The sequence below is a fragment of the Polaromonas sp. genome, assembly GCF_029945925.1.
Lineage (GTDB): Bacteria > Pseudomonadota > Gammaproteobacteria > Burkholderiales > Burkholderiaceae_C > Polaromonas.
Window position 1 is genome coordinate 98,528 of record NZ_JAQSDN010000040.1, and the last position, 25,291, is coordinate 123,818.

23 protein-coding genes are annotated in these 25,291 nt (G+C 62.0%); 11 read left to right on the top strand and 12 right to left on the bottom strand.

Translation table 11 applies throughout. From position 1 onward, the window contains the following. Nucleotides 1-53: 53 nt before the first annotated feature. Entirely contained in the window at nucleotides 54-1,109 is a 1,056-nt protein-coding gene (locus PSV40_RS12835; protein ID WP_300538096.1) for a S1C family serine protease, read from the top strand. Nucleotides 1,110-1,307: 198 nt separating this feature from the next. On the opposite strand, the gene PSV40_RS12840 is transcribed toward PSV40_RS12835, so the two are convergent. Continuing rightward, complete coding sequence (locus PSV40_RS12840) at nucleotides 1,308-2,231, bottom strand: SDR family oxidoreductase (RefSeq protein ID WP_300538099.1); 924 nt, start codon at nucleotides 2,229-2,231, stop codon at nucleotides 1,308-1,310. 67 nt (nucleotides 2,232-2,298) lie between these two features. Here PSV40_RS12840 and PSV40_RS12845 point away from each other — a divergent pair, with 67 nt between their 5' ends. The 5 genes from PSV40_RS12845 to PSV40_RS12865 all read left to right on the top strand — a co-directional run bounded on the left by PSV40_RS12845 (nucleotide 2,299) and on the right by PSV40_RS12865 (nucleotide 7,715). Then, entirely contained in the window at nucleotides 2,299-3,342 is a 1,044-nt protein-coding gene (locus PSV40_RS12845) for a CDP-6-deoxy-delta-3,4-glucoseen reductase (protein WP_300538101.1), read from the top strand. A 430-nt stretch (nucleotides 3,343-3,772) separates the two neighbouring features. Beyond that, a complete protein-coding gene (locus PSV40_RS12850) occupies nucleotides 3,773-4,801 on the top strand; it encodes an ABC transporter substrate binding protein (RefSeq protein ID WP_300538104.1) in 1,029 nt (342 codons plus the stop codon). Beyond that, complete coding sequence (locus PSV40_RS12855; protein ID WP_300538107.1) at nucleotides 4,780-7,089, top strand: ATP-binding protein; 2,310 nt, start codon at nucleotides 4,780-4,782, stop codon at nucleotides 7,087-7,089. The genes PSV40_RS12850 and PSV40_RS12855 overlap by 22 nt, the downstream gene beginning before the upstream one ends. After that, complete coding sequence (locus PSV40_RS12860) at nucleotides 7,086-7,490, top strand: response regulator (RefSeq protein WP_300538110.1); 405 nt, start codon at nucleotides 7,086-7,088, stop codon at nucleotides 7,488-7,490. Before PSV40_RS12855 ends, PSV40_RS12860 begins: the two co-directional genes overlap by 4 nt. A gap of 93 nt (nucleotides 7,491-7,583) precedes the next feature. Beyond that, entirely contained in the window at nucleotides 7,584-7,715 is a 132-nt protein-coding gene (locus PSV40_RS12865; RefSeq protein WP_300538112.1) for a hypothetical protein, read from the top strand. A gap of 420 nt (nucleotides 7,716-8,135) precedes the next feature. Here PSV40_RS12865 and PSV40_RS12870 read toward each other — a convergent pair whose 3' ends face one another. The 9 genes from PSV40_RS12870 to PSV40_RS12910 form a co-directional block, all read right to left on the bottom strand. Further along, a complete protein-coding gene (locus PSV40_RS12870; protein ID WP_300538115.1) occupies nucleotides 8,136-9,146 on the bottom strand; it encodes a tripartite tricarboxylate transporter substrate binding protein in 1,011 nt (336 codons plus the stop codon). Between the two features lie 257 nt (nucleotides 9,147-9,403). Next, nucleotides 9,404-10,132 (bottom strand): ABC transporter ATP-binding protein, encoded by a 729-nt coding sequence (locus PSV40_RS12875; RefSeq protein WP_300538118.1) that lies wholly within the window; start codon nucleotides 10,130-10,132, stop codon nucleotides 9,404-9,406. A gap of 14 nt (nucleotides 10,133-10,146) precedes the next feature. Beyond that, complete coding sequence (locus tag PSV40_RS12880; RefSeq protein ID WP_300538121.1) at nucleotides 10,147-10,914, bottom strand: ABC transporter ATP-binding protein; 768 nt, start codon at nucleotides 10,912-10,914, stop codon at nucleotides 10,147-10,149. An 11-nt stretch (nucleotides 10,915-10,925) separates the two neighbouring features. Further along, nucleotides 10,926-12,038, bottom strand: coding sequence for an ABC transporter ATP-binding protein (locus tag PSV40_RS12885; protein ID WP_300538124.1), 1,113 nt, complete (start codon nucleotides 12,036-12,038; stop codon nucleotides 10,926-10,928). Between the two features lie 11 nt (nucleotides 12,039-12,049). After that, complete coding sequence (locus tag PSV40_RS12890; protein ID WP_300538127.1) at nucleotides 12,050-12,979, bottom strand: branched-chain amino acid ABC transporter permease; 930 nt, start codon at nucleotides 12,977-12,979, stop codon at nucleotides 12,050-12,052. 258 nt (nucleotides 12,980-13,237) lie between these two features. Then, nucleotides 13,238-14,578, bottom strand: a complete 1,341-nt coding sequence (locus PSV40_RS12895; protein ID WP_300538131.1) for a replication-associated recombination protein A — start codon at nucleotides 14,576-14,578, stop codon at nucleotides 13,238-13,240. A gap of 18 nt (nucleotides 14,579-14,596) precedes the next feature. Further along, entirely contained in the window at nucleotides 14,597-15,319 is a 723-nt protein-coding gene (lolA, locus tag PSV40_RS12900) for an outer membrane lipoprotein chaperone LolA (RefSeq protein ID WP_300538134.1), read from the bottom strand. Nucleotides 15,320-15,426: 107 nt separating this feature from the next. After that, complete coding sequence (locus PSV40_RS12905; RefSeq protein ID WP_300538137.1) at nucleotides 15,427-17,772, bottom strand: DNA translocase FtsK; 2,346 nt, start codon at nucleotides 17,770-17,772, stop codon at nucleotides 15,427-15,429. A 70-nt stretch (nucleotides 17,773-17,842) separates the two neighbouring features. Then, nucleotides 17,843-18,520: a Crp/Fnr family transcriptional regulator gene (locus PSV40_RS12910; RefSeq protein WP_300538140.1), complete on the bottom strand. Its 678-nt coding sequence runs from the start codon at nucleotides 18,518-18,520 to the stop codon at nucleotides 17,843-17,845. Nucleotides 18,521-18,724: 204 nt separating this feature from the next. Between PSV40_RS12910 and trxB the strand changes: the two genes are divergently transcribed. The 3 genes from trxB (at nucleotide 18,725) to rpmG (ending at nucleotide 20,348) form a co-directional block, all read left to right on the top strand. Then, nucleotides 18,725-19,666, top strand: a complete 942-nt coding sequence (gene trxB, locus PSV40_RS12915) for a thioredoxin-disulfide reductase (RefSeq protein WP_300538143.1) — start codon at nucleotides 18,725-18,727, stop codon at nucleotides 19,664-19,666. Between the two features lie 269 nt (nucleotides 19,667-19,935). Further along, on the top strand, nucleotides 19,936-20,169 hold the full coding sequence (gene rpmB / locus PSV40_RS12920; RefSeq protein ID WP_096666509.1) for a 50S ribosomal protein L28: 234 nt from the start codon (nucleotides 19,936-19,938) through the stop codon (nucleotides 20,167-20,169). 11 nt (nucleotides 20,170-20,180) lie between these two features. Beyond that, entirely contained in the window at nucleotides 20,181-20,348 is a 168-nt protein-coding gene (gene rpmG / locus PSV40_RS12925; protein ID WP_007863188.1) for a 50S ribosomal protein L33, read from the top strand. Between the two features lie 314 nt (nucleotides 20,349-20,662). On the opposite strand, the gene PSV40_RS12930 is transcribed toward rpmG, so the two are convergent. Together PSV40_RS12930 and PSV40_RS12935 are read right to left on the bottom strand one after the other, a co-directional pair. Next, on the bottom strand, nucleotides 20,663-21,862 hold the full coding sequence (locus PSV40_RS12930; RefSeq protein ID WP_300538145.1) for a fatty acid desaturase: 1,200 nt from the start codon (nucleotides 21,860-21,862) through the stop codon (nucleotides 20,663-20,665). Nucleotides 21,863-22,057: 195 nt separating this feature from the next. Further along, a complete protein-coding gene (locus PSV40_RS12935; protein WP_096697287.1) occupies nucleotides 22,058-23,311 on the bottom strand; it encodes an RsmB/NOP family class I SAM-dependent RNA methyltransferase in 1,254 nt (417 codons plus the stop codon). Nucleotides 23,312-23,365: 54 nt separating this feature from the next. Here PSV40_RS12935 and PSV40_RS12940 point away from each other — a divergent pair, with 54 nt between their 5' ends. After that, nucleotides 23,366-23,602, top strand: coding sequence for a DUF1653 domain-containing protein (locus PSV40_RS12940; RefSeq protein WP_300538149.1), 237 nt, complete (start codon nucleotides 23,366-23,368; stop codon nucleotides 23,600-23,602). Nucleotides 23,603-23,632: 30 nt separating this feature from the next. Continuing rightward, entirely contained in the window at nucleotides 23,633-25,249 is a 1,617-nt protein-coding gene (locus PSV40_RS12945; RefSeq protein ID WP_300538152.1) for a peptide chain release factor 3, read from the top strand. The last annotated feature ends 42 nt before the right edge of the window (nucleotides 25,250-25,291 follow it).

A 25,291-nucleotide genomic window follows, 5' to 3' on the forward strand; every position in this document is an offset into this window, starting at 1 on the left:
GAATTAGGCGCATTCTTGAATCGCAGTTTTTTCTGCGGCTTCGGGAGTCCGTCATGCACTCACTTCGTCGTTGGACCCACCCCTTCGTGGCGGCTGTCCTGCTGGCGGCCCTGCCCGCCCAGGCGCCCGCCGTCCAGCCCCCGAACGCGCAGGAAATGATTGCGGCGCTGGCCAGGGCCAACGCCTCGGTGGTCGGCGTGCGTGTGATGGTGGCCGAGGAGGCGCGGTCGGCCGAAACCCTGGGCCAGCACCGCCGCGGCTCCGGGGTGGTGATCGCGCCGGACGGCCTGATCCTGACCATCGGCTACCTGATGCTGGAGGCCGAGCAGATTGAAATCGTCACGCAGGACAACAAGACCCTGCCGGCACGCGCCGTGGCCTACGACCTGGCGACCGGTTTCGGCCTGCTGCGGCCCTTGCTGCCGCTGCGCGCAGGCAGTGGCGTCGGCGCCGCGGTGCTGGGCAGCAGCCAGACCCTGCAACCCGGCGAGGCACTCATGGCGGTGACCGGCCCGCAGGCCAGCGACGACGGCGAGGTCAGCATGACGCGGCTGGTCAGCAAGCGCGCATTTTCCGGCACCTGGGAGTACCACATCGACACGGCCCTGTTCACCAGCCCGCCCCTGCTGGCCAACGGCGCCAACCACAGCGGCGCGCCGCTGTTCAACCAGAAAGGGGAGCTGGTGGGCATAGGCTCGCTGCTGGTGGCGGACGCCACCGGACAGAACCAGCGCCTGCCCGGCAACATGTTTGTGCCGGTGGACCTGCTGCGCCCCATCCTGGCCGAAATGCAGCGCTCCGGCACCAGCGCCCAAAGTCACCGGCCCTGGCTGGGCCTGAATTCGAGCGACCAGGGCGGACGTATCCAGATCGTGCGTGTCAGCAAGGACAGCCCGGCCGAGTTGGCCGGCCTGGAAGCCGGCGACGTGGTGCTGGCGGTGGACGGCACCAAGGTCGCGACGCTGGCCGATTTCTACAAAAAACTCTGGGACCGGGCCGCCCCCGATGCGGAGGTGTCCCTGACGGTGCTGCAGGGCGCCGACGTCAAGACCATTGTGCTGAAAGCACAGGACCGCCTGCAGACCCTGAAAAAACCGTCAGGCATCTGAGGTTTCAGGTCAAATCGGCCGCCAACCCAATAGATGCGGGCGCCATCAGCTCCTCTTTTAATAGCATTCAGGGCTTAAGCAAGACCTCGGGCTCCGATCGAGGCCAGCCGGGGCCGCGGGTCCGGCTTTGCCGGCCCGCAGGCGCAGCGGCCCCCTCGGGGGGCAGGGAGCTACACGAAGTGAGTGACCGTGGGGCCTCTAATTCAAACCCTGCGCCACGGTGGGGTAACGCAGGCGCAGGCGCAGCTCCTGCTTCAGCCGCGTGTTGCTTAGCCGGCGCGATTCGCTCATGAAGCTCAGCAGCATCAGCGGCAACTCGTCCTGCGCGGTTCTGCGTGCCACCCGCGGCGGGCGCGGCAGCCGGTACAGGTCGGCCGCGAGGTCGAAGTAGTCGCCCATCTTCAGCTCGGTGTCGTCGCTGGCGTTGGTGGTGCGCTGGGGCTTGCCGCGCCACAGGGCCGCCACGCAGGCGCGCGCCAGGTCGTCGGCATGGATGTGGTTGGTGAACACGTCGTCGGCTGGCGCCAGCACCGGCGTGCCCTTGAGCAGGCGGCCGTGCGGCGTGCCGCCTTCGCGGTCGGGGGCGTAGATGCCCGGAATGCGCAGCGTGTGCACACGCACGCCGCTGGAACGGCCAAAAAAGCGCAGCTGGGCCTCGGCATCGACGCGGCGCCAGGCGCGCGGCGTGTGCGGGTTCACGGCGCGCGTTTCGCTCGCCCACTCGCCCTGGCAATCGCCGTACACGCCGCTGGTCGAGCCGTACACCACCGCTTGCGGCAGGCCGCGCAGGCGCAGGGCGCGCAGCAGGGCCAGCGTGCGCGGGTCGCGGCGCCAGTCGGGCAGGTTCTCGCCGGGCGGCGGGGCCAGGTGGACCACGCGGGTGGCCAGCCCGGCCAGCCGCCGCAGGGTGGCGGGCTGGTCCAGGTTGCCGGCCAATGGCGTGATGTGTCGGGCACGCAGTTCAGGGCTGCGTTCGGGCGACGAGGTCAGGGCCAGCAGCCGCACACGCGGCGCCAGCTGGCGTGCCACACGCAGGCCGACGTCGCCGCAGCCGATGATCAGAATACGCTGGCGGCGAAAGCGTGACGGCAGGGCGCCGAGGGGACTTTGGTTTGAGGGCAAAATTGGGGAATCTGCTGAAAACAGCCAGAGTTATAAAAAAACAGGATTACGTCAGAGGATAACCAGTATGACTTTCAACGTCACCGTGCTGCCCAGCGGCCGTTCGTTCACCGCCAACCCCGACGAAGCGCTGCTGGCCGCGGCCATCCGCCAGGGCATAGGCATGCCTTACGGCTGCAAGGACGGCGCCTGCGGTTCCTGCAAGTGCAAAAAGATCGAGGGCACGGTCGTGCACGGCCCGCACCAGCTCAAGGCGCTGTCGCACGAGGAAGAAGCCGCGGGTTTCATCCTGACCTGCTGCGGCGTGGCGCAGACCGACGTGGTGCTGGAGTCACGCCAGGTGACCGACGAAAGCGCCTTCCCGATCAAGAAAATGCCGGCCCGCGTGAGCACCCTGGCACGCGCCTCGCACGACGTGATCGTGATCCGCCTGCAGCTGCCGGCCAGCGATGTGTTCAAGTACCACGCCGGTCAGTACGTGGAGTTCCTGCTGCGCGACGGCGACCGCCGCAGCTACTCCATGGCCAATGCGCCGCACACGCAGGTGGACAACCCCGGCATCGAGCTGCACATCCGCCACATGCCGGGCGGCAAGTTCACCGAGCAGGTGTTTGGCACCATGAAGGAAAAAGACATCCTGCGCATCGAAGGGCCGTATGGCAGCTTCTTCCTGCGCGAAGACAGCGACAAACCCCTGGTGCTGCTGGCGTCGGGCACGGGCTTTGCGCCCATCAAGGCGCTGATCGAACACATGCAGTTCAAGGGCATCACCCGGCCCGCGGTGCTTTACTGGGGCGGCCGCCGCCCGGCCGACCTGTACATGAACGACTGGGTGACGGCCAAAGTCGCGGAGATGCCCTACCTGAGCTATGTGCCGGTGATCTCCAACGCGCTGCCGGAAGACAACTGGACCGGCCGCACCGGCTTTGTGCACCAGTCCGTGCTGCAGGACTTCCCTGACCTCTCGGGCCACCAGGTCTATGCCTGCGGCGCCCCCATCGTGGTCGATTCGGCCCGCGCCGATTACAGCGCGCTCGGCGGTCTGCCGGAAGAAGAGTTTTATGCGGATTCGTTCACGACGGAGGCGGACAAGGCCAAGGCGCTGGCGTGAAGTTTTGCGCCGCCGGCGTCACGTTGCGCCTCGGGTAAGTAGTTGACGCTAGGACGGACGCCCCAATCCCACCCGCAGGAATGCGCCGCCTGACTCGCGCGATGCGCGGCGGGGCGCTCCAGCCCTTCAAATTCGAGCCTGAAAAGCTATAAAACTTATCGCAAATACTGTATTCAAAGACGCGCAGGCTGGACTTGTTATAAGCCGTGACCACGTCTTGATTTGATTCCTGCGCCGTGCAGGAAGTCGCTACCCTTTGCCGGCTTTCGTGGAGTCATCGCTCTCCACGAGCCGTCAATACGCCAATCAACGCCGTCCTTTTCGTTCGGAAATTGGCAACTAATTGGCCAGCGAGGCGTATATAAACGATCCACCACACAGATGAGGCCTATTGCTCTACAATGTTTCTAATTGTTACAAAGGACAAGGCATGCTGCATCGACTCCTAAAGGCACTCGTCCTGATGCTCTTGATGCCCATGGCTCAGGCCCAGAGCCCTGCAACGCCACGGCCCTTCAAAATTTTTCACGTGATGAGCTACCACTCGCCTTGGGTCTGGACGGACGGCCAGTTGGAGGGGTTCAAGCGCTCACTGGCCGGCATACCTTTGGAGGTCAAAGTCTTCCAGATGAACACTAAAGTCAACAGCGACTTGAAAAGCAAGGAAAAACTGGGCAGCGAAGCTCGTGCCCTCATCGACAGCTGGAAACCCGATTTGCTCTACACCACCGATGACGAGGCCCAGGAATTCGTGGCAAGCCATTATGTCGGGTCAAACTTGCCCATCGTCTTTAGCGGCATGAACGCCGCCCCTGCCAAGTACGGTTTTGCCGATGCCAAAAACGTCACCGGTGTTCTGGAGCAAGAACACTTCATCGAGTCACTTACACTGCTGCGCTCCATCGTTCCTGGCGTCAAACGGGTTGCCGTGGTGTTCGACGACGCGGCGATCTGGCAACCTGTCGCAGCGCGCATGCGGGAAAGCGCTTCCCGCCAGTCTGAATTCAACGTCGTTGCTTGGGACACGATCAGGACATGGGAAGAGTACAAGGCGAAGGTGCTGGCGTACCAGAGCAGCGCCGACGCCATCGCACTCATCGGCGTGTTTAACTTCAAAGACGAGCGCCAAAAGAACGTCCCTTATCAGGAAGTGTTGAAGTGGACCGCAGCCAACAGCAGACTGCCCGACATCAGTTTCTGGCGCGATCGCGTGGCGCACGGGACGCTGGCATCCATGACGGTTTCTGAAAAAGAGCAGGGCCTCGCCGCCGGCCTGCTGGCCAAAGCCATTTTGGTCGACAAGAAGGAACCCTCCTCGCTGCCCATGCGGCCAACGGTGAAAGGGGTGCCGATCATCAGCCACGCCCGCGCCGACAGCCTGGGCATAAAGATGCGAAGCACCACTTACCTTTCTTCTGAAATCTTGCCTGATTTTGAATGGAACAAGGCCGCAAAGTGAGCCTTGTAGCGCGGATCGCCTTCATCGCCGGGGCGGTCCTCGTGGCCTCGTTGGGGACACTTAGCTACTTCAGCGGCAAAGCGGTCTCCGACGAGCTCTCGCTGGCGTTGCAGTCACGATCCGGCGCCATTGCCAAAGGCTTGGCCATCCAGCTGGACCGAATTCTCCAATACGGCATGAGCATCGAAAATATCGAAGGCTTTGACGAGCAACTCAAGGAGGCGGTGCGAAACTACGAAGGCCTGAGCTACGCGCAAGTCATTGCAGAATCTGGACAAGTTCTTTTTGCGTTTCCAACGGTGCCCGCCAACAGAAGCGGGGCGATCACCAAGGGCGGCAGTCCGGCTGCTTCACTTGGCCTCGATGGCCCGTTCCAAAACGTCGAAGTCAGCGTAAAACATCCAGGCGGATCCGGCGCACGCGTGGTGGTCGGTTATCGGCAAGGCCTGGTCATGCAGCGAGTGACCGCCATTCAGCGAGATGCCTTCATCCTTGCGATGGTTGTCTTCAGCGTCGGGCTGCTCGTACTCATTGCGGCGCTTCGGGTCTTTGTTCAGCGGCCTCTGGACCGCCTCGGGAGCGCCATCAGCGAAATACGCAAGGGCAATAACCTGACCACCAGGGCCAAAGAACTCGGTCCCACTGAATTTCGGACCGTCGCCGCATCGTTCAACCGCATGCTTGACGATTTGCAGCTCAACACCGTCCAGTTGTTCGAGGCCAAGGAGCAGGCCGATCTCGCCAACTCCGCCAAGTCTCTCTTCCTGGCAAAAATCAGCCATGAAATCCGCACGCCGATGAATGGGGTGATGGGAATGATGGACATGCTGCTCCACACGCCACTGAACCAGAAGCAGCAGCGGTTTGCGTCAGCCGCGATCCGCTCCGGTGAAGCACTGCTATTCATCATCAATGATCTCCTCGACTACGCAAAAATTGAGTCGGAGCGGATTGCGCTGCAAGAAATCAAGTTCAGTCTCGCAGAGGTACTGCAGGATGCAGCGGATATTCTTGAGCCTGCCGCGACCGCAAAGGGAATCACGATTCAATGCAAGTTAGAGCCTGATCTGCCTCTTCATTCATTGGGTGACCCCGTCCGTATGAGGCAGGTAGCCTGGAATTTGTTAAGCAACGCGGTCAAATTCACTGAAAAGGGAGAGGTCGTACTTCACGCGACGTCGTTGGGCGGCGGGTTGGTGCGTATCAGCGTGCAAGACACGGGTATTGGCATGTCCGCCGCCGCGATGGAGAAAATCTTTGAACCCTTTTGCCAAGGGGACAATTCCATCTCACGCAAGTTTGGCGGCACGGGGCTGGGGCTCACTATCGCCAAGGAAATTGTCGAATCGTTGGGCGGCTCCATCGAGGTTCAAAGCCAGACCGGATCTGGTTCGACCTTTGTCTTTACCGTCCGGCTGCGCGCGGGCGGAGATGAACAGACGTCCGTCGAGGAAACCTCGGATCTAATGCCTTTGTTGCCCGCCGCGCCGGTTTGGCGCATCGCGCCGAAGATACTGATCGTGGACGACAACCAGCTGAACCGTGAAATCATCCTGGCCATGCTCGATGAGCAGGGCTATGCCCTGTCATGTGCCGATGGTGGCCCCGAAGCCATTGAAATCACGCAAAAAACCCGTTTCGATCTGATTTTTATGGACTGCAGCATGCCGGTCATGGATGGGTATGAGGTCACGCAAGCCCTTCGAAAATCTGAAAAAACTTCCGGGCTACGGCGCGTGCCCATCATCGCTTTGACGGGAAACGTCTCCATCGATGCCAGAGAGCGTTGCGAACTTGCAGGAATGGACGACTACCTGACCAAACCGTGTAGCCGACAGCGTCTGATTGCGGCCATTAACCATTGGCTGCCTGCCGAGGAGAAAACCCTGGCGATAGGAGAGTCCCTGGTTGCCGAAACTGCAGATGCTTGCGCCGTCGAAATTGACTACAACGCGCTCAAAAACCTGAGCTTGCTGCAACGCCCCGGTGCTCCGGACCTGATTGCGCGTGCGCTGGAGCTTTTCAAGAAGGAGATGAGCAGACTTCACAGTGAAGCCTGCGCCGCACAACACGCCAATGACGACGACACACTCCAAAGATCGGCGCACACGATGGCGACGGTGTGCCTGAATGTGGGTGCCATGGGACTTGCATCGGTCTGCCGGAAACTGGAGGTCGCGCTAAAGGCCTCTGACGCAGCAGTGGCCTGCGAATATCTCACTGAAATTGGATCGTCATTTCCAATAACAGGCGTGCGCCTGGAAAATTGGTGGAAGGAACAACAATGAATTTGGAAACACCTGAGCCAACCGTGCTCATCGTTGATGACGACGAAAGCACGCGATTTTTTCTTCGTATCGCGTTTGAGGCTCAAAATTTCATCATCGCTGAAGCCAATAGCGGACCCGCCGGCATTCAGTCGTTTGAAAAAACCTCGCCAAGTTTGATCGTTGTAGATTACACAATGCCGGGCATGGACGGCATCCAATGCTGCGAGAAGATTCGTGCTCTGGAGAACGGCCAGCGGATCCCCATCATCATGCTTTCGGGCAACGCCGATCCCAACCTCTTCGAACGCGCCCGGCACGCCGGAGTCGACCGTTTCGTCATCAAACCAGCGGACTGGATTCGATTTGCGGAAGAGATGAGAATTCTGGTCGATGCAAAGAGCACTGACACCGAATCGTAGAGGGCTGCTCAAGAACACGGTTCAGCGGGTCACACTGCATGCGTTCAACAATTTGTGGATGGCCCGCCACCGAATAACTCAAGGAGCACGGGCATGAGCGCGCCAGTGATCTGGATCAATGCCCACGAGCGGCCTGGAGTGGCCGCTGATGAGGTGCAAAACACCCCGCGATTCGCTGCAGATGCGGCAGTAGTTTCATTTGATGAAGATTTGACAATCAACTGACGCGTGGCAGGGGTTTTGCAGAGCAACCCTGGCAAAACCCGACCGGCTCAAGCACCAGTTGTCTGGAGCGAAGCGCAAGGACCCAGGCTGTGGGTCGTCTTTTCTTTTGCCTACTTTTGGCGATCAAAAGAAAACCCGCTTTGCGGGTTTCGCCAAAAGTGAGTTGCCGCGGAGCAACCCCCGGTATGTGGGCCAACGATGGACGATGGACGCATATACGGCTTCGACCCTTCGACAGGCTCCGAACAGGCCAGGCTCAGCCCGAACGGTGTTGGAGGATCGTGCATGGATCCCCCCGGATCGGAGTCCGGGGCAGGCTCCTCAAGTCCGGGAGGACAAGCCACAGAAAACATTCGCTATAAATTCAATAGCTGCCCGCGCCCGCCACATAAGGGCTAGAGCCCAAAAAGGCTCAATAAATCAATCCACCCGAGCCCCGGAAGCCTTCACCACCTTCTCATACTTGACCAGCTCGCTTTTCATGAAAGCGCCAAACTGTTCCGGCGAGCTCGCCACCGGCTCGGCCAGCAGCGCGGCAAAGCGGGCTTTGGCTTCCGGCGAGTTCAGTGCGGCGACAAAGGCCTGGTTCAGTTTGGCGACCACGTCTTTCGGCGTCGCGGCCGGAGCCACCAGGCCCCACCAGGTGTCAATGGCAAAACCCTTGAGCGTTTCGGCCACGGCCGGCACGTCGGGCAGCGCTGCGCTGCGTTTCTCGGTGGTCACGGCCAGCGCCTTGAGTTTGCCGGCCTTGATGTTGGCGGAAGCGGTCGCGAGGTTGTCGAAGTTGAAATCGACCTGGCCACTGAGCAGCGCAAGCTGCGCCGGGTTGCCGCCGTTGTACGGAATGTGCAGCGCAAAAATGCCGGCGTCCTTCTTGAACATTTCACCGGCCAGGTGGCCGGCGCTGCCATTGCCGCCGCTGGCGTAGTTGAGCTTGCCCGGGTTGGCTTTCGCGTAGGCGATCAGGTCGGCCAGGCTGTTGATGTTCAGGCGTCTGGCGGTGTCGGCGTTCATGACCAGCACGTTCGGCACGCGCAGCATCTGCGTGATGGGTGCAAAGTCAGTGGCTGCGTTGTAGGGCATCTTGCTGTAGAGCCACGGGTTGATGGCGTGGGTGGCCACGGCGGCAATGCCGATGGTCAGGCCGTCAGGTGCGGCTTTGGCCACCACATCGGCGCCGATGTTGCCGCCGCCGCCCGGGCGGTTTTCAATGATCACGGTGCCCAGTGTGTCCTTGACACGTTCGGCCATGAGGCGCGCGGTCACGTCGATCGGGCCGCCCGGTGCGTACGGCACGATGATGCGCACGACCTTGGGCTGGGCCACGGCAAGGGTGGGCGACAGGGCCAGCACGGCGATGGCGGCGGCCGCCAGCGCACGGGACGCGAAAGAGGGAGGAAAGAAGAGAGAGGAGAGAGAGGAGGTTTTCATGGCCCTGATTGTGGCAAAACCGGGAACCCGGGTCACCGTGGCATTCCCTAGGACCGATGCGGCGCATTGAGGCGCTACCACCCCGTTCACCCTGAGCCTGCCGACCGGCCGCCAACGTGCCCACCGGGCTTGGCCCCCTTCGGCGGGGCACGTTACGGGCGGCGCAGCCCGAACGGAATGGAATCACAGGGCGCTATGAATAAAATAGCTGCTCGCGCCCGCCACACAAGGGCCGGGCGCACAAAACCCCTGAAGAATCACTCCCCCAGATAAGCCGCCCGAACCCGCGGATCATTGAGCAGTTCCTTCGCCTCACCATTCATCGTGACCAGGCCCGACTCCATGACATAACCGCGGTCGGCGATGCCCAGTGCGCGGCTGGCGTTCTGTTCGACCAGCAGCACGGTGACGCCCTGCGCCGACACGTCCCTGACGACTTCGAAAATCTTGTCCACCATGATGGGACTCAGGCCCATGGACGGCTCGTCGAGCAGCAAGACCCGGGGACGACTCATGAGCGCGCGCCCCATGGCCAGCATCTGCTGTTCGCCGCCGGACATGGTGCCGGCGAGCTGGTCCTTGCGTTCGCGCAGGCGTGGAAACAGCGCAAACATCTTTTCCATGTCGGCGGCGATGCCGGGCTTGTCGTTGCGGATGTAGGCGCCCATCTGCAGGTTTTCCGTGATGGTCATGCGGGTGAACACGCCGCGCCCTTCGGGCACCATGGCCAGGCCTTCCTTGACCAGGTCCCAGGCGCCCTGGCCCTTGATGCTTTTGCCCAGGTATTCGATGTCGCCGCCCAGCAGCGGCAGCGTGCCGGTGATGGCTTTCATGGTGGTGGTCTTGCCGGCGCCGTTGGAGCCGATCAGCGTGACCAGTTCACCCTCCTTGACTTCGAAATCGATGCCCTTGACCGCCTGGATGCCGCCGTAGGCCACTTTGAGGCCGGTGACTTTGAGCAGCGTGGTATGACTTGTAGTGGCCATGTTCTTGATTTCCTTCAATGACCTGTGCCCAGATAGGCGGTGATCACTTTTTCATTTTTCTGCACCTCGGAAGGCGGGCCTTCGGCAATCTGCTTGCCGTAATCGAGCACGGTGACGCGGTCGCACAGGCCCATGACGAGCTTGACGTCGTGCTCGATCAGCAAGATGGTGCGGTTGTCCTTGCGGATCTGGTCGATCAGCTCGCGCAGCTGCACTTTTTCGGTGGCATTCATGCCGGCCGCGGGTTCGTCCAGGGCAATCAGCTGCGGATCGGTGGCCAGCGCGCGCGCAATCTCGAGGCGGCGCTGGTCGCCATAACTCAGCGTGCGCGCCTTGTAGTCGGTGTATTTGCCGATGCCCACATAGTCGAGCAGTTCCTGGGCGCGTTTGGCAATCGCCGCTTCTTCAGCCTTGAAACCGGGCGTGCGGAACACCGCGCCAATCAGCCCCGACTTGGTGCGCATGTGGCGCCCCACCATGACGTTTTCCAGCGCGGTCATGTCGGCGAACAGGCGGATGTTCTGGAAGGTGCGTGCAATGCCGGCCTTCGCCACTTCGTGGACCGCCGCGGGCTTGTAGGGCTTGCCGGCCAGCTCGAAGGTGCCGCTGTCAGGCGTGTAGAGGCCGGTCAGCACGTTGAAGAAGGTGGTTTTGCCGGCGCCGTTGGGACCGATCAGGCCGTAGACCTGGCCGCGTTCGATGTGGATGCCGACATCGCTGAGGGCCTGCAGGCCGCCAAACCGCTTGGACACGCCGGAGACTTTAAGAATGGTTTCGCTCATATCCATTCTCCTTAGGGATTGGTGGACTGGATGGCGTCCGGACCGACAGGCTTGTTCAGCGACTTGCCGTGTTCGCGTGCGGGCCAGAGGCCGCGCGGCCGCGACAGCATGATGGCAATCATGGCAAGCGCGATCAGCAACTGGCGCAGGATGGCGGAGTCCAGGCGCCCGCCGGTCATGGCCTGCAACGGCCCGGCCACGTGGCGCAGCACCTCCGGCAGGGCAGCCAGCAACAAGGCACCTAGGATGACCCCCGGCAGGTGCCCGATGCCGCCCAGCACGACCATGGCCACAATCATCACCGACTCCATCAGGCTGAAAGACTCGGGCGACACGAAGCCCTGGAAAGCGGCAAACATGGAGCCGGACACGCCGCCGAAGGTCGCGCCCATGCCGAAAGCCAGCAGCTTCATGTTGCGGGTGTTGATGCCCATGGCCTTGGCCGCAATCTCGTCCTCGCGGATCGCCATCCAGGCCCGGCCGATGCGCGAGTTCTCCAGCCGGTGGCAAATGATCACGGAGACAATCACCAGTGCCAGGAAGAGGTAGTAATACATCGACACCGAGGCCACCTCGAAGCCGAGGAATTCATGCGACTTGCCCAGGTCGAAGCCGAAGAACTTCATCGAGTCGATCTGGTTGATGCCCTTGGGCCCGTTGGTCAGGTTGATCGGGCGGTCCAGATTGTTCAGGAACACGCGGATGATTTCACCAAAACCCAGCGTGACAATGGCCAGGTAGTCGCCGCGCAGTTTCAGCACCGGTATCCCCAGCAACACGCCAAAAACGGCCGCCAGTCCGGCGGCCATCGGTATGACGGCCCAGATCGGCAGGTGCAGCCCGTTTGGAAAAGCAGCGGCTACGGCCGGAAAGGCGTCGGCCAGGTGGGGCGATCCGAGCAGGGCGAAAAGATAGGCACCCACCGCAAAAAAGGCGACATAACCGAGGTCGAGCAGGCCGGCGTAGCCGACCACGATGTTCAGGCCGAGTGCCAGCAGCACATACAGCAATGCCATGTCGACAATGCGAACCCAGGCGTTGCCGCCCTGTTGCAGCAGCAGGGGCAGGATCAGCAACGCGAGCGCGGCGATCAGGAAGGTAAGGAGTCTGTTTTTTTTCATCATGATGCGCTCCCCTAGGCCCGATCCGCCACACGCTCACCCAGCAGGCCGGATGGCCGCAGTGTGAGAACGAAAATCAGCACCATGAAGGCGAAGATGTCGGAATACTGGCTGCCCAGCACGCCGCCGGTCAGCGGGCCGATGTAGCCGGCACCGATGGCCTCGATCAGCCCCAGCAGGATACCGCCGAGCACGGCGCCCCCGAGGTTGCCGATGCCTCCGAACACCGCGGCGGTGAAGGCCTTCAGCCCGGGTAGAAAGCCCATGGTGTGCTGCACCGTGCCATAGTTGGAGGCATACATCACGCCGGCCAGCGCCGCCAGCACGGCGCCGATGATGAAGGTGGCCGAAATGACTGTGTCGGGCTTGACCCCCATGAGGCCGGCCACCCGCGGGTTTTCGGCCGTGGCCCGCATCGCGCGTCCCAGCTTGGTGTAGTTCACGAGGTACATCAGGATGGCCAGCGACACCGCCGTGGCCCCGAGGATGAAGATCTGCGTGACGGTGATGACCGCGCCGCCGAACTGCAGCGGCTCGGAGGGCAGCAGGGTCGGGTAAGGCTTGTAGTTGGGTTTCCAGATGATCATCGCCAGGGTCTGCAACAGGATGGACATGCCGATCGCGGTGATCAGGGGCGCGAGCCGGGGTGAATTGCGCAACGGCCGGTAGGCGATTTTCTCGATCGAGTAGTTCAGCGTGGCGCAGACCACGAACGCAATCAGCAGCGAACACACCAGAATGATCCAGCCCGGGGTTCCCGGCATGGCTTCCTGCATCCAGACGATGATGGTCCAGCTGGTGATGGCGCCCACCATCAGGACCTCGCCATGGGCAAAGTTGATCAGGCCGATGATGCCGTACACCATGGTGTAGCCCAGGGCGACCAGGGCGTACATGCTGCCCAGCACCAGCCCATTGATGATCTGCTGAAGCAAAGTTTCCATACTCACTCTCCGTTTGATTGAAGTTGCCAACTCCGCTTGCGCTGCGAGCCCCTGGGATCACCATGGGATCTGGCGAGTTAACAAAAAGCCCGCCTATCAATACCAGGGATACTGGATTGGGTGGCGAGCTGATTCGCAAATTGTAGCGAGGCATCTCAAGCGAGAATCGAGCCAGCATGCCGCTTTTCGCCGGGTTAACCCTCGAGCAACTGCATTTTTCCGGCTGGATCAGGCTCTATCAGGAGGTTTTGCTTTTCATTAGTTTTTCTGCTTGTTCCTGGATTTCAGCTCGTTCAACTTATCCGAAATCCTGATTTCCAGACCCCGGTTGACGGGGCGGTAGAACACCGGCACCGGCATGCCGTCGGGGAAGTAGGTTTCGCCGGCGGCAAAACCGTCCTCCTCGTCATGCGCATAGCGGTAGTTCTTGCCGTAGTCCAGCTCTTTCATCAGCTTGGTCGGCGCATTGCGCAAGTGCAGCGGCACCGGCCGGCTGCCGTCCTTTTTCACCAGTGATTTGGCTTCGTTGAAGGCCTTGTACACCGCATTGGACTTGGGGGCGATGGCCAGATAGACCACACATTCGGCCAGCGCCAGTTCGCCCTCGGGCGAGCCCAGGCGCTCGTAGACCTCGGCGGCATCCAGCGCCAGCCGCAACGCGCGCGGGTCGGCCAGGCCGATGTCCTCACTGGCCATGCGGATCAGGCGCCGCGCCATGTATTTGGGCTCGGCACCGCCGTCGAGCATGCGCACCAGCCAGTACAGCGCGGCATCCGGGTCGGAGCCGCGCACCGACTTGTGCAGCGCCGAGATGGTGTCGTAAAACTGCTCGCCGCCCTTGTCGTAGCGGCGCATGCGTTCGCCCAGCACCTTGAGCAGCCAGGCCGCCGTGACCTCCAGGCTGCCGCCCTTTTTTTCGCGCTGGGCCGCCACGTTGAGCGACTCCAGCGTGTTGAGCAGGCGACGGGCATCGCCATCGGCGTAGGCCACAAGCTGGTCGGAAGCTTCAGGCGCTATTGTTTTGATAGCTGGTAGCGCTTTCTCGGCAAGGACTCTGGCGATGATTTGCTTGAGATCTTCGTCGCCCAGGGGCTGGAGCACATACACCGCCGCGCGCGACAGCAAGGCCGAGTTGACTTCAAACGAGGGGTTCTCGGTGGTCGCGCCGATGAAGGTGAACAGGCCACTTTCCACATGCGGCAGGAACGCATCCTGCTGGCTCTTGTTGAAGCGGTGCACCTCGTCGACAAACACGATGGTGCGTTTGCCGCCCTGCCCCTGCCAGATGCTGGCCTGCTCGACCGCTTCACGGATCTCCTTGACACCGCCCAGCACGGCGGAGATGGTGATGAAGTGGGCGTCGAAACTGCTGGCCATCAAGCGCGCGATCGTGGTCTTGCCGACGCCGGGCGGGCCCCACAGGATGCAGCTGTGGGGCTGGCCCGATTCAAAGGCAATACGCAGCGGCATGTCTTCGCCGAGCAGGTGCTGCTGGCCAATCACCTCACCGAGGTTTTTCGGACGCAGGCGCTCGGCCAGCGGGGCCGCCGCCCGGACATCGGCGTCCTGCCCGAAAGGGGTCCCGTCGAGAGCGGCCATGTATCTTCTACTGTTTTTCTATTGGCGAATCACGTCCGCACCGGCAGGCGGCGTGAACTGGAAACCGCCGGCGCCCAGGGCCGGGTTGACCTCGAACTGGCTGAAGGTCATCACCGAACGCTGGCCGAAGCTGTCGAGGATTTCCAGCACCGCCAGCTCGCTGCCCTTGACGGTGTTCCTGAAACCAACGGTGATGTTTTGCACCTGGCCGTCCTTGGTCCTGGGTGTGGCCTGCACCCACTCCAGGCCGTTTTTGGCGGGTTGCGGCACCAGGGTGAAATCGGCCTGCAGCGCCTTGATGTCCGCCGCCGCGGCGATCACGGCCGCGGGCGTTCCGCTGAGCACCTGCGTCAGTTTGCGGGCGGTCACCTGGTTCAGGTCCACGTCGTGCAGCCACAAGGTCTGGCCGTCGGACACGATGCTTTGCTCAAACGGTTTTTTGTAGACAAACTTGAAACGGTTGGGCCGCAAAAATTCGAAGCTGCCGCTGGAGGTTTTGGTTCGGGCGGTCTGCCCGTCGCGCGCCGGACTGGTCACCACCTGGATGAACACGGCGCGCCCGCTTTTGGTGTTCTTGACAAAAGCCTCCAGGCTCTCCAGGCCGCTGGCGGTGTTCACCTGCGCGCTGGCAGCGAAAGCAAAAACAGCCAAAGATGCGGCCAGCGCTGCCCGGAATGCGCCGGCAAGGGGATGGCGAGCCGCGGCGGCAGGAAAGGGGAGAAATGGAAGGGAATGGGTCATGGCAAATGGAGGGGTAAGCCCCGTTGGGTGAACAGTGCTTGTAGGACTCTAGCGGCGGGCATTGGTTGCCTGAACAATGTATCGCCCTGGTAAATGCCCCGCTGTCGTCATTCGGCGCGTGCGGGCACCAGAATTTCGCGCTGGCCGCTGCCCGACATGGCGCTGATCATTCCCGCCTTTTCCATCTCTTCCAGCATGCGGGCGGCCCGGTTGTATCCGATCTTGAGGTGGCGCTGCACCAGCGAAATCGAGGCCTTGCGGTTTTTCAGCACGATCTCGACCGCCTGGTCGTACATCGGGTCCTTGTCGCCCTCGCTGCCGCCGTTGCCGTCACCCAGCAGGTCGCCCTCGCCGTCAACCGTGCCGCCCTCAAGCACGCCGTCAATGTAGTTGGGCTCGCCCTGCTGCTTGAGATAAGCGACGACACGGTGCACCTCGTCGTCGCTGACAAAAGCGCCGTGCACGCGGATCGGGAAGCCGGTGCCGCTGGGCATGTACAGCATGTCGCCCATGCCAAGCAGCGCTTCGGCGCCCATTTGGTCGAGGATGGTGCGGCTGTCGATTTTGCTGCTGACCTGGAAGGACAGGCGCGTCGGAATGTTGGCTTTGATCAGGCCGGTGATCACGTCCACGCTGGGGCGCTGGGTGGCCAGCACCAGGTGGATGCCGGCGGCGCGTGCTTTCTGCGCCAGCCGCGCGATCAGCTCCTCGATCTTCTTGCCGACCACCATCATCAGGTCGGCCAGTTCGTCGATCACCACCACGATGTAGGGCAGGCGCTCCAGCGGCTCGGGCTGCTCCGGCGTCAGGCTGAAGGGGTTGTAGATGAACTCGCCGCGCGCCTTGGCTTCGTCGATCTTGACGTTGTAGCCGGCCAGGTTGCGCACCCCCATCTTGCTCATGAGTTTGTAGCGCTTTTCCATTTCGGCCACACACCAGTTCAGGCCGTGCGCGGCCTGGCGCATGTCGGTGACCACGGGTGCCAGCAAATGCGGAATGCCTTCGTAGACACTCATCTCCAGCATCTTCGGATCGATCAGCAGCAGGCGCACATCGCGCGCATCGGCCTTGTAGAGCAGGCTCAGGATCATCGCGTTGATGCCCACCGACTTGCCCGAGCCGGTGGTGCCGGCCACCAGGCAGTGTGGCATCTTGGCGAGGTCGGCCACCACCGGCGCGCCGCTGATGTCCTTGCCCAGGCCAATGGTCAGCATGGATTTGGCTTCGTTGTAGACCTGCGAGCCCAGAATTTCGCTGAGCTTGATGGACTGTCGTTTGGCGTTGGGCAGTTCCAGCGCCATGTAGTTCTTGCCGGGAATGGTCTCGATCACGCGGATGGACACCAAGCTGAGCGCGCGCGCCAGGTCCTTGGCCAGATTGACGATCTGCGCGCCCTTGACGCCGGTGGCCGGCTCGATCTCGTAACGCGTGATGACCGGCCCGGGCGCCGCCGCCACGACACGCACGTCCACGCCGAAGTCCTTGAGCTTTTTCTCGATCAGCCGCGAGGTCATCTCCAGCGTTTCGGGCGCCACGGTTTCCTGACGTATCAGCGCGCCGTCCAGCAGGTCCACCTGCGGCAGCTTGGAGTCGGGCATTTCGCTGAACAGCGGTTTTTGCCGTTCCTTGGCAACCCGCTCGCTTTTGGGAATCTCGACCAGTGTCGGCTCGATCAGCACCGGGACCGGGTGGTGTTCCTCGATCTCGATGCGTTCTTCGTGCAGGATTTCCTCGCGCTCGCGGGCTGCGACGCGGCCCACGGCCAGATCCTCGGCCATCTCGCGCTTTTCGCGGCGCGACTCGATCAACTCGTCAATCCAGGCGCCTATGCGCTGGGCCGTGTGGGCCCAGGAAAAAGCAAACACCACCGACACCGCAATCACGCCGACCGCAATCCAGACCAGGCCGGAGCCGGTGAAACCCAGCCACTTCACGCTGACAGGCCCCGCCAGGTAACCCAGCACCCCGCCCGCATGGCCGGGCAGCTTCAATTCAAAGCGGTACAGCCGCGACCATTCGAGCGCCGTGCTGGCCAGCAGCAGCAGCGCCAGGCAGGACCAGAACCTGAGCCGGTCGAACGTCATGCTGGCAGCCGGCTGGCTGCGCAGGCCGCGCGCGAGCGACCCCAGCCAGGCGCGAACGCCCGCAGCCAGCGCCCACCAGACGGAAAAACCAAACAGGAAATAGCTGGTATCTGCCAGGTGCGCGCCCAGGCGCCCGCCCCAATTGCGGGTGACGGCTTCGCCGGCCTTGAGCGCGCTGGCCGCTTCGCTGCTGCCCGTGGTGGACCAGGCCGCATCCAGCGGCGAATAACTGAGCAGGGCACCGAGCCAGAAGACCAGCGCGAGCAGGCCCAGGATCAGGCTGACTTCATGCGCAAAGCGTTTCACGCCGCCTGCGGGACCGGTAGCGGAGGAGGTTCTGGAGTTCAGGGTATCAAGCGAATAAGTCATAGGGCAATCACTGAGCTTACCTCAGTTAACCAGGCCTGCATGACGCAAAAAGGTGACAGAAAAACTGTCGTCAGCCCAGGGTGTTGAGCCTGTCCTTGACCCACATCGAGCCATCGGCGCGGGTCTCGATAAAACCACGCTCTTCCAGGTCTTTCATCACGCGGCTGACCATCTCGCGCGAGGCCCCGACCATTTTGGCCAGGTCCTGGCGCGAGACCTTTTCGCGGATCACGGTGTTGCCCTCGCGGTCCGGCACCGCCGACTCCAGCAAGGCGCTGGCGACGCGGCCGTAGACATCCATCAATGCCAGCGATTCGATCTTGCGGTCGGCCTGGCGCAGGCGCTGCACCAGGCCTTTCATGACCGCGTAGGCCATGGAACTGTTTTCGGGCAGGCAACGGGCAAACTCCGGCCGGCCCACCACCAGCACGTCGGTCTGGACTTCGGTACGCACGGTGGCCGAATGCGGTTCATTGTCGATCAGGCTCATCTCGCCGACATAGTCGCCCGGGTGCAGGGTGGCCAGGATCACCTCCCGCCCGCGCGCATCGGTGGTCACGACGCGCGCGCGCCCGGTCAGGATGATGGCCAGGGCGTTGGACTTCTTGCCCTGCTCGACAATGGCTTCACCACGTTTGTAGCGGCGCTTGATCACCGCCTGGGCCACGGATTCGGCCTGGCTGGTCGTCAGCATCGAGAACAAGGGCACCCGACGAATCAGTTCAAGGTTAGACACCATCGTAGACATGACAAACTTCTCCAGACCACGCTGCCGAAGGGAGCCAAAAGCCTGCCGGCGCCAGAGAAGCGGCCCGGGCGACGAAAACTTCTGAAACGGGTTCTTACAATAGCGTGTGTTGTGCCAACTATTTCCATCCGCCAGGGGTTTTAAACCCTGTGGTCAGCCCCGACTCTAACTGAGTTCAAATGCTTTTCCCTACAGATTTTCACCATGCGACATTCTAAAGTTCTCATTCTGGGGTCTGGCCCCGCTGGCTACACCGCGGCTGTTTATGCGGCGCGCGCCAACCTGAACCCGGTGCTGATCACCGGCATCGCGCAGGGGGGGCAGCTGATGACCACCACGGACGTGGACAACTGGCCGGCCGATCCTCTGGGCGTTCAGGGACCGGCGTTGATGCAGCGTTTTCTGGAACACGCCGAGCGCTTCAAGACAGACATCATCTTCGACCATATCAACAAGGTCGACTTCAGCCAGCGTCCCTTCACACTGACCGGCGACAGCGGTACCTACACCTGCGACGCGCTGATCATCGCCACCGGCGCATCCGCCAAATACCTGGGTCTGGACTCCGAGACCGCCTTCATGGGCCGGGGCGTGTCGGGTTGCGCCACCTGCGACGGCTTTTTCTACCGCGACCAGGAAGTCTGTGTGGTCGGCGGCGGCAACACCGCAGTGGAAGAGGCCTTGTACCTGTCCAACATTGCCAGCAAGGTCCATCTGGTCCACCGGCGCGACAAGTTCAAGGCCGAAGCCATCCTGATCGACAAGCTCCACGAAAAGGTGGCTGCCGGCAAGATCGTGCTGAAGCTGCACCAGACACTCGATGAGGTGCTGGGGGATGCCGCCGGCGTCAATGGCGTGCGGCTCAAAAACACGGAAACCGGTGCCACCGAAGATCTCCCGGTTCAGGGCTGTTTCATCGCCATCGGCCACCAGCCGAACACCGACATTTTTGCCGGCCAGCTGGACATGAAGGACGGCTACATCGTCACCCGCACCGGCTTGCAGGGCTTTGCCACCATGACCAGCGTGCCCGGCGTCTTTGCCGCTGGCGACGTGCAGGACCATGTCTATCGCCAGGCCATCACGAGTGCCGGCACCGGCTGCATGGCGGCCCTCGACGCCCAGCGCTTTCTGGAGCAGAGCTAGAGCCCCCACGCTTGTCGCTTCGCGAGCCTTCGGCGGTGCGCTGCCCCTTGCACAAAGAATGGGGGCGCTGCGCCTGCGGACCGGCGAAGCCGGATCCGCGGCCCTGGCTCGTATTTTTCGCTGTGCAGCGGAAAACCCAGGCCTCGCTCCCCTCCGGCAGGAACTTGAGACTTGAGGGCGGCTGGTTTTCAGGCTATAATCGCAGGCTTGGCTGAGTATCCGACGGGTACCAGCATCCTTTTTTTTCTTTTTTTATACGGAGAGTGCTCATGGCACGCGTCTGTCAGGTTACGGGCAAAGGCCCGATGGTGGGAAACAATGTTTCTCACGCGAACAACAAAACCAAGCGCCGGTTTTTGCCTAATCTGCAATACCGCCGCTTCTGGGTCGAAACGGAAAACCGCTGGGTTCGCCTGCGTACATCCAGCGCCGGTTTGCGTCTTGTTGACAAGCTCGGTATCGACGCGGTCCTGGTGGACCTTCGTGCCCGCGGTGAAATCTAAGGAGAATCATCATGGCAAAAGGCGCACGCGAAAAAATCAAGCTGGAATCGACTGCCGGCACGGGTCACTTCTACACGACCACCAAAAACAAGAAGACCACACCTGACAAGATGCTGATCATGAAGTTTGATCCCAAGGCACGCAAGCATGTGGAATACAAGGAAATCAAGCTGAAGTAATTCAGCCTGAGCCTGCAGCACCCTGTGCTGCACCATGAAAAAACCCGCTGCATTCCAGCGGGTTTTTTCATGGCCGGGCCGGTTTGCCCATGGCGTAACCATGGCTCGGGCGGGGGGAGACAGCAGGATCCGCAAGGCCTGCGCGTGGTGTCACGGGGCTTTTCCAGCGGCCAGCGGTTGGCGCTTTCGAAGCGATCACTATCGCCATCCCCCCCTTGTCGGCTGGGTGAAATCAATTCCCCAAAGAAAAACCGCCTGGGCGCGAGGCGCCGAGGCGGTTGGCAGCACTGGAGGCAAGCCTCCTGAAGCCGGAATCAGGCGCGTGCGGCGCGCAACTTCATGGAGAATTCCTGCAGGGCGGCAATGCCGCTTTCTTCAGCGCGGCGGCACCAGGCCTGCAAGTCCGCGGCCAGCTGCTCGCGCGACGCCGTCCTCGACAGCCACATCTGGCGCAACTCCTCGCGCATGGTGACCATCTTGTCGAGCACCGGGTGCTCGGCACGGGCCTGCGCCACCTGGGGCTTGACGGCGGCAGGAACCTTGTCATCGTCGCGATGCAACCAGCGGTTGGCTGCCTGCAATACCGAGATGTCGGCCTTGCGGGCCTTGAGCGCCTCGATTTCAGCCTTGCCGGCGCGGCGCAGTTCACGCGCAAAACCGGCCATCACCTCATAGCGGTGGGCAATCAGGGCTTCGAGGGTTTTCTCGTCAGCCACGGGCTGGATCTCCCCGAGCTGGAGCCGGGGCGGAACCTTCTTGACCGTCGCCAGACCGACTTTTTCCATGGCGCGGATGTACACCCAGCCAATGTCGAATTCGTAGGGCTTGACAGAGAACTTGGCCGAGGTGGGATAGGTATGGTGGTTGTTGTGCAGTTCTTCGCCGCCAATGATGATGCCCCAGGGCGACACATTGGTGCTGGCATCCGGTGCCTCGAAATTGCGATAACCCCAGTAGTGACCAATGCCATTGATGATGCCGGCGGCCGTCACGGGGATCCAGATCATCTGAACAGCCCAGACCGCCAGACCGGCTGCGCCGAACAAGGCCAGGTTGATGACCAGCATCAGGCCAACGCCCTGCCAGCTGTAACGGGTATAGAGATTGCGCTCGATCCAGTCGTTCGGCGTGCCATGGCCGTACTTGACCATGGTTTCCTTGTTCTTGCTTTCAGCGCGGTACAACTCGGCGCCTTCCCAGAACACCTTCTTGATGCCGTAGGCCTGCGGGCTGTGCGGGTCTTCCGCCGTTTCACATTTGGCGTGGTGCTTGCGGTGGATGGACACCCACTCCTTGGTGACCTGGCCGGTACCCAGCCAGAGCCAGAAACGGAAAAAATGCGAAGGGATGGCGTGCAGGTCCATCGCACGGTGCGCCTGGTGGCGGTGCAGATAAATCGTCACGCTGGCAATGGTGATGTGGGTCGTCACCAGTGTGTACAGCACAATTTGCCACCAGCTGGCGGCGAGCAAACCATTAGCCAGCCAGTCAAGGGCGGCATCAAACAAGACCATGAGAATCCTTTAAACAGTCACCAGCCACGCATATCAAAGTTATCTCCGGAGGCTGCGCCGGACAACTTTCCATTGTAATTGGGCCCGTGCCAAACAGCAAGCCGGAGCATCCGCACCAAAACCGATAGAAAACGAACAAAATCACCGATTGACCGGAAACTTCGGCTTATTCACCGTCTTTTCCCGTCAAAAATATCAAGCCTTTTGCCATACCGCAGCGAAAAAACCATCCGTTTGATGCAGGTAGGGCCACAGCCGCAGGTAAGGCCCCCGGCAAAGGGTTTCAGCCGCTTCCACCCCTAGATGGGTCAACAAAGGCCCGGTTTCAAGGACGGTGAATTCTTTATTCGCGGCGCTGAAGGCCTCGGCGATTGCCTCATTTTCCTCGCGCAGGATGCTGCAGGTGGCATACACCAGCCGCCCGCCCGGCTTGAGCAGCCGTGCGGCGCTCTGCAAGATGGCGGTCTGCTTGGCGGTCAGCTCCTCGATGGCCTGGGGGTTGTGCCGCCATTTGAGGTCGGGGTTGCGGCGCAGGGTTCCCAAGCCCGAACACGGCGCATCGACCAGCACCCGGTCAATCTTGCCGGCCAGGCGCTTGATGCGCTCGTCCCGCTCATGCGCGATGGCGACCGGGTGGACATTGGACAGGCCGCTGCGGGCCAGCCGCGGCTTGAGCGCATCGAGCCGGTGGCCCGACGTGTCAAAGGCATAAAGCCGGCCGGTGTTGCGCATGCTGGCGCCCAGGGCAAGCGTCTTGCCGCCTGCGCCGGCGCAAAAATCCACCACCATTTCCCCGCGTTTGGCATCGACCAGCAAGGCCAGCAGCTGCGAGCCCTCGTCCTGCACCTCGATCGCGCCGCGGGTGAAGGCGTCGAGCTTGTTGAGCGCCGGTTTGCCGGCCAGCCGCAGACCCCAGGGGGAATACGGCGTTGCGACGGCCTTGATGCCGGCCTTGGCCAGCTCCTTCTGGATGTCTGCGCGTTTGTCTTTGAGGGTGTTGACCCGCAGGTCCAGCCCTGCCGGCGCATTGAGACTTTCCACCAGCGGCCAGAAATCGGCCCCAAGCTGGGCCTTGAGCGGCTCAACCAGCCATGCCGGCAGGTTGTGGCGGTGCGGCTCCATCAGGTCGTCCGGTTTGACCTGGTCGCAGCGCGACAGCCAGTCTTTTTCCTGGTCCGTCAGGGCGCCCAGCAGGAAATCGCGGTCCGCCGCAAAACCCAGAATGGCCAGGCGTCGCTCGGTCGGGCCGCTGCCGTGCTGGGCCAGATAGGTATAGAGATTCTTTTTGCGCAGGACGCCGTAAATCGTCTCAGCCACGGTCGCGCGCTCGCGCGGGCCGAGGCGCTGCTCACGAAAATGGCGCGACACCACCATGTCGGCGGGGTGTTCAAATCTGAGGACCTGCTTGAGAAGCGTGGCACAACTGTCGAGTAAGGCGTTAGGATGCATGCCCCTATTGTCCCACCGCAGGCCCGCGGCGTGCCTTTTTCCATCTGGATGACCATGTCTGACGACCTTCCCCCGCTGATCACCACCCCGCCCGGCCTGTACCGCCATTACAAGGGCATGCTGTATGAAGTGGTGGGCACCGCGCGCCACAGCGAAACCCTCGAACCCCTGACCCTGTACCGCGCGCTTTATGGCGAGCACGGCCTGTGGGTGCGACCGGCTGCGATGTTCAATGAAGAGGTCGTGATCAACGGGGTGCGCCAGCCGCGCTTCACCAGGCAAGCCGACTAGCCTCTCCCCCGTCAACGATAATCGTGGGTTATGTCCGAATCCACTGAAATCGAAAAACAGGTCAAGCGCCGCCGCACGTTTGCCATCATCTCCCACCCTGACGCCGGCAAGACCACGCTGACGGAAAAGCTGCTGCTGTTCTCGGGTGCGATCCAGATCGCCGGCAGTGTCAAGGCGCGCAAGGCCGCGCGCCATGCCACCAGCGACTGGATGGAGATCGAAAAGCAGCGAGGCATCTCGGTCGCATCCTCGGTCATGCAGATGGAATACCGCGACTGCGTGATCAACCTGCTCGACACCCCGGGCCACCAGGACTTTTCGGAAGACACCTACCGCGTACTGACCGCCGTCGATGCCGCGCTGATGGTGATCGACGCGGCCAACGGCGTCGAGCCGCAGACGCGCCGCCTGCTGCAAGTCTGCCGCGCGCGCAACACCCCCATCCTGACCTTTGTCAACAAGATGGACCGCGAGGTGCAGGACCCGATGAGCGTGATGGACGAGATCGAGCAGGAGCTCGGCATGACCGTTGTGCCCTTCACCTGGCCGGTCGGCATGGGCAAACTTTTTCACGGCGTCTACGACCGGCGCGAAAAACGCATGCGCGTGTTCAGCCCCGGCGAAGACAAGGCCGGCGGCGACGATGAAATCCTGGCCGGCCTGGACAACGCCGAAGCAACCCGGCGTTTTGGTGCCGAGTTCACCCAGGCGCAGGGCGAACTGGAGCTGCTTGAAGGCGCCTCGCCGGAGTTTGACCGCGCCGCGTTTCTCGCCGGCAAACAGACACCGATGTTTTTCGGCTCGGCCATCAACAACTTCGGCGTGCAGGAAGTGCTGGACGCGCTGGTGGACCTGGCGCCGGCGCCGGCTGAACGCGTTGCCCTGCAGCGCGTGGTGCACCCGGAGGAAAAGAAATTCTCGGGCGTGGTGTTCAAGATCCAGGCCAACATGGACCCGGCGCACCGCGACCGCATCGCGTTTTTGCGCGTGGCCAGCGGCGAATTCACGCGCGGCATGCGCCTGAAGGTGGTGCGCAGCGGCAAGGAGCTGCGCCCCAACACCGTGGTGAGTTTCATGAGCCAGCGCCGCGAGCTGCTCGACACCGCCTTTGCCGGCGACATCATCGGCATCCCCAACCATGGCGTGCTGCAGCTCGGCGACACGCTGACCGAAGGCGAAGCCCTGCAATTCACCGGCCTGCCCTTCTTCGCACCCGAGATGTTCCGCGCTGTCGAGGTGGCCGACCCGCTGCGCAGCAAGCAGTTGCGCGCCGGCCTGACGCAGCTCGGCGAGGAAGGCGCAATCCAGGTGTTCCGGCCGATTGCCGGCTCTCTGTTGCTGCTGGGCGCCGTCGGCCAATTGCAGTTTGAGGTCGTGGCCCACAGGCTGGAGCATGAATACGGCGTCAAGGCGCGCATCATGCCGAGCAACTTCAACCTGGCGCGTTGGGTCACCTGCGACGACCCCAACGAGCTGAAAAAATTCATGGACGCCAACGCCCACCGCGTGGCGCTCGACGCTGTGGACGCGCCCACGCTGCTGGTGGACCACAGCGCCACCTTGCGCGCGGTGGAGCAGCAGTGGCCCAAAATCAGGTTCCATGCGTTGCGTGAACACGCCGGGCTGGTGTTTCAATCAAAAATATAGCGTTTTAGTGTTCCAGCCCCAATAAATACCGGCGCGAGAAGC

What these genes read in the sequence shown, in the direction of transcription:
- PSV40_RS12940 (WP_300538149.1), top strand. Translation starts at nt 23,366, where the DNA reads ATGTCTGACGACCTTCCCCCGCTGATCACCACCCCGCCCGGCCTGTAC.
- trxB (WP_300538143.1), top strand. Translation starts at nt 18,725, where the DNA reads ATGCGACATTCTAAAGTTCTCATTCTGGGGTCTGGCCCCGCTGGCTAC.
- rpmB (WP_096666509.1), top strand. Translation starts at nt 19,936, where the DNA reads ATGGCACGCGTCTGTCAGGTTACGGGCAAAGGCCCGATGGTGGGAAAC.
- PSV40_RS12905 (WP_300538137.1), bottom strand. Translation starts at nt 17,772, where the DNA reads ATGACTTATTCGCTTGATACCCTGAACTCCAGAACCTCCTCCGCTACC.
- PSV40_RS12945 (WP_300538152.1), top strand. Translation starts at nt 23,633, where the DNA reads ATGTCCGAATCCACTGAAATCGAAAAACAGGTCAAGCGCCGCCGCACG.
- PSV40_RS12870 (WP_300538115.1), bottom strand. Translation starts at nt 9,146, where the DNA reads ATGAAAACCTCCTCTCTCTCCTCTCTCTTCTTTCCTCCCTCTTTCGCG.
- rpmG (WP_007863188.1), top strand. Translation starts at nt 20,181, where the DNA reads ATGGCAAAAGGCGCACGCGAAAAAATCAAGCTGGAATCGACTGCCGGC.
- PSV40_RS12875 (WP_300538118.1), bottom strand. Translation starts at nt 10,132, where the DNA reads ATGGCCACTACAAGTCATACCACGCTGCTCAAAGTCACCGGCCTCAAA.
- PSV40_RS12895 (WP_300538131.1), bottom strand. Translation starts at nt 14,578, where the DNA reads ATGGCCGCTCTCGACGGGACCCCTTTCGGGCAGGACGCCGATGTCCGG.
- PSV40_RS12885 (WP_300538124.1), bottom strand. Translation starts at nt 12,038, where the DNA reads ATGATGAAAAAAAACAGACTCCTTACCTTCCTGATCGCCGCGCTCGCG.
- PSV40_RS12880 (WP_300538121.1), bottom strand. Translation starts at nt 10,914, where the DNA reads ATGAGCGAAACCATTCTTAAAGTCTCCGGCGTGTCCAAGCGGTTTGGC.
- PSV40_RS12935 (WP_096697287.1), bottom strand. Translation starts at nt 23,311, where the DNA reads ATGCATCCTAACGCCTTACTCGACAGTTGTGCCACGCTTCTCAAGCAG.
- lolA (WP_300538134.1), bottom strand. Translation starts at nt 15,319, where the DNA reads ATGACCCATTCCCTTCCATTTCTCCCCTTTCCTGCCGCCGCGGCTCGC.
- PSV40_RS12865 (WP_300538112.1), top strand. Translation starts at nt 7,584, where the DNA reads ATGAGCGCGCCAGTGATCTGGATCAATGCCCACGAGCGGCCTGGAGTG.
- PSV40_RS12850 (WP_300538104.1), top strand. Translation starts at nt 3,773, where the DNA reads ATGCTGCATCGACTCCTAAAGGCACTCGTCCTGATGCTCTTGATGCCC.
- PSV40_RS12910 (WP_300538140.1), bottom strand. Translation starts at nt 18,520, where the DNA reads ATGTCTACGATGGTGTCTAACCTTGAACTGATTCGTCGGGTGCCCTTG.
- PSV40_RS12845 (WP_300538101.1), top strand. Translation starts at nt 2,299, where the DNA reads ATGACTTTCAACGTCACCGTGCTGCCCAGCGGCCGTTCGTTCACCGCC.
- PSV40_RS12835 (WP_300538096.1), top strand. Translation starts at nt 54, where the DNA reads ATGCACTCACTTCGTCGTTGGACCCACCCCTTCGTGGCGGCTGTCCTG.
- PSV40_RS12930 (WP_300538145.1), bottom strand. Translation starts at nt 21,862, where the DNA reads ATGGTCTTGTTTGATGCCGCCCTTGACTGGCTGGCTAATGGTTTGCTC.
- PSV40_RS12860 (WP_300538110.1), top strand. Translation starts at nt 7,086, where the DNA reads ATGAATTTGGAAACACCTGAGCCAACCGTGCTCATCGTTGATGACGAC.
- PSV40_RS12890 (WP_300538127.1), bottom strand. Translation starts at nt 12,979, where the DNA reads ATGGAAACTTTGCTTCAGCAGATCATCAATGGGCTGGTGCTGGGCAGC.
- PSV40_RS12855 (WP_300538107.1), top strand. Translation starts at nt 4,780, where the DNA reads ATGGAACAAGGCCGCAAAGTGAGCCTTGTAGCGCGGATCGCCTTCATC.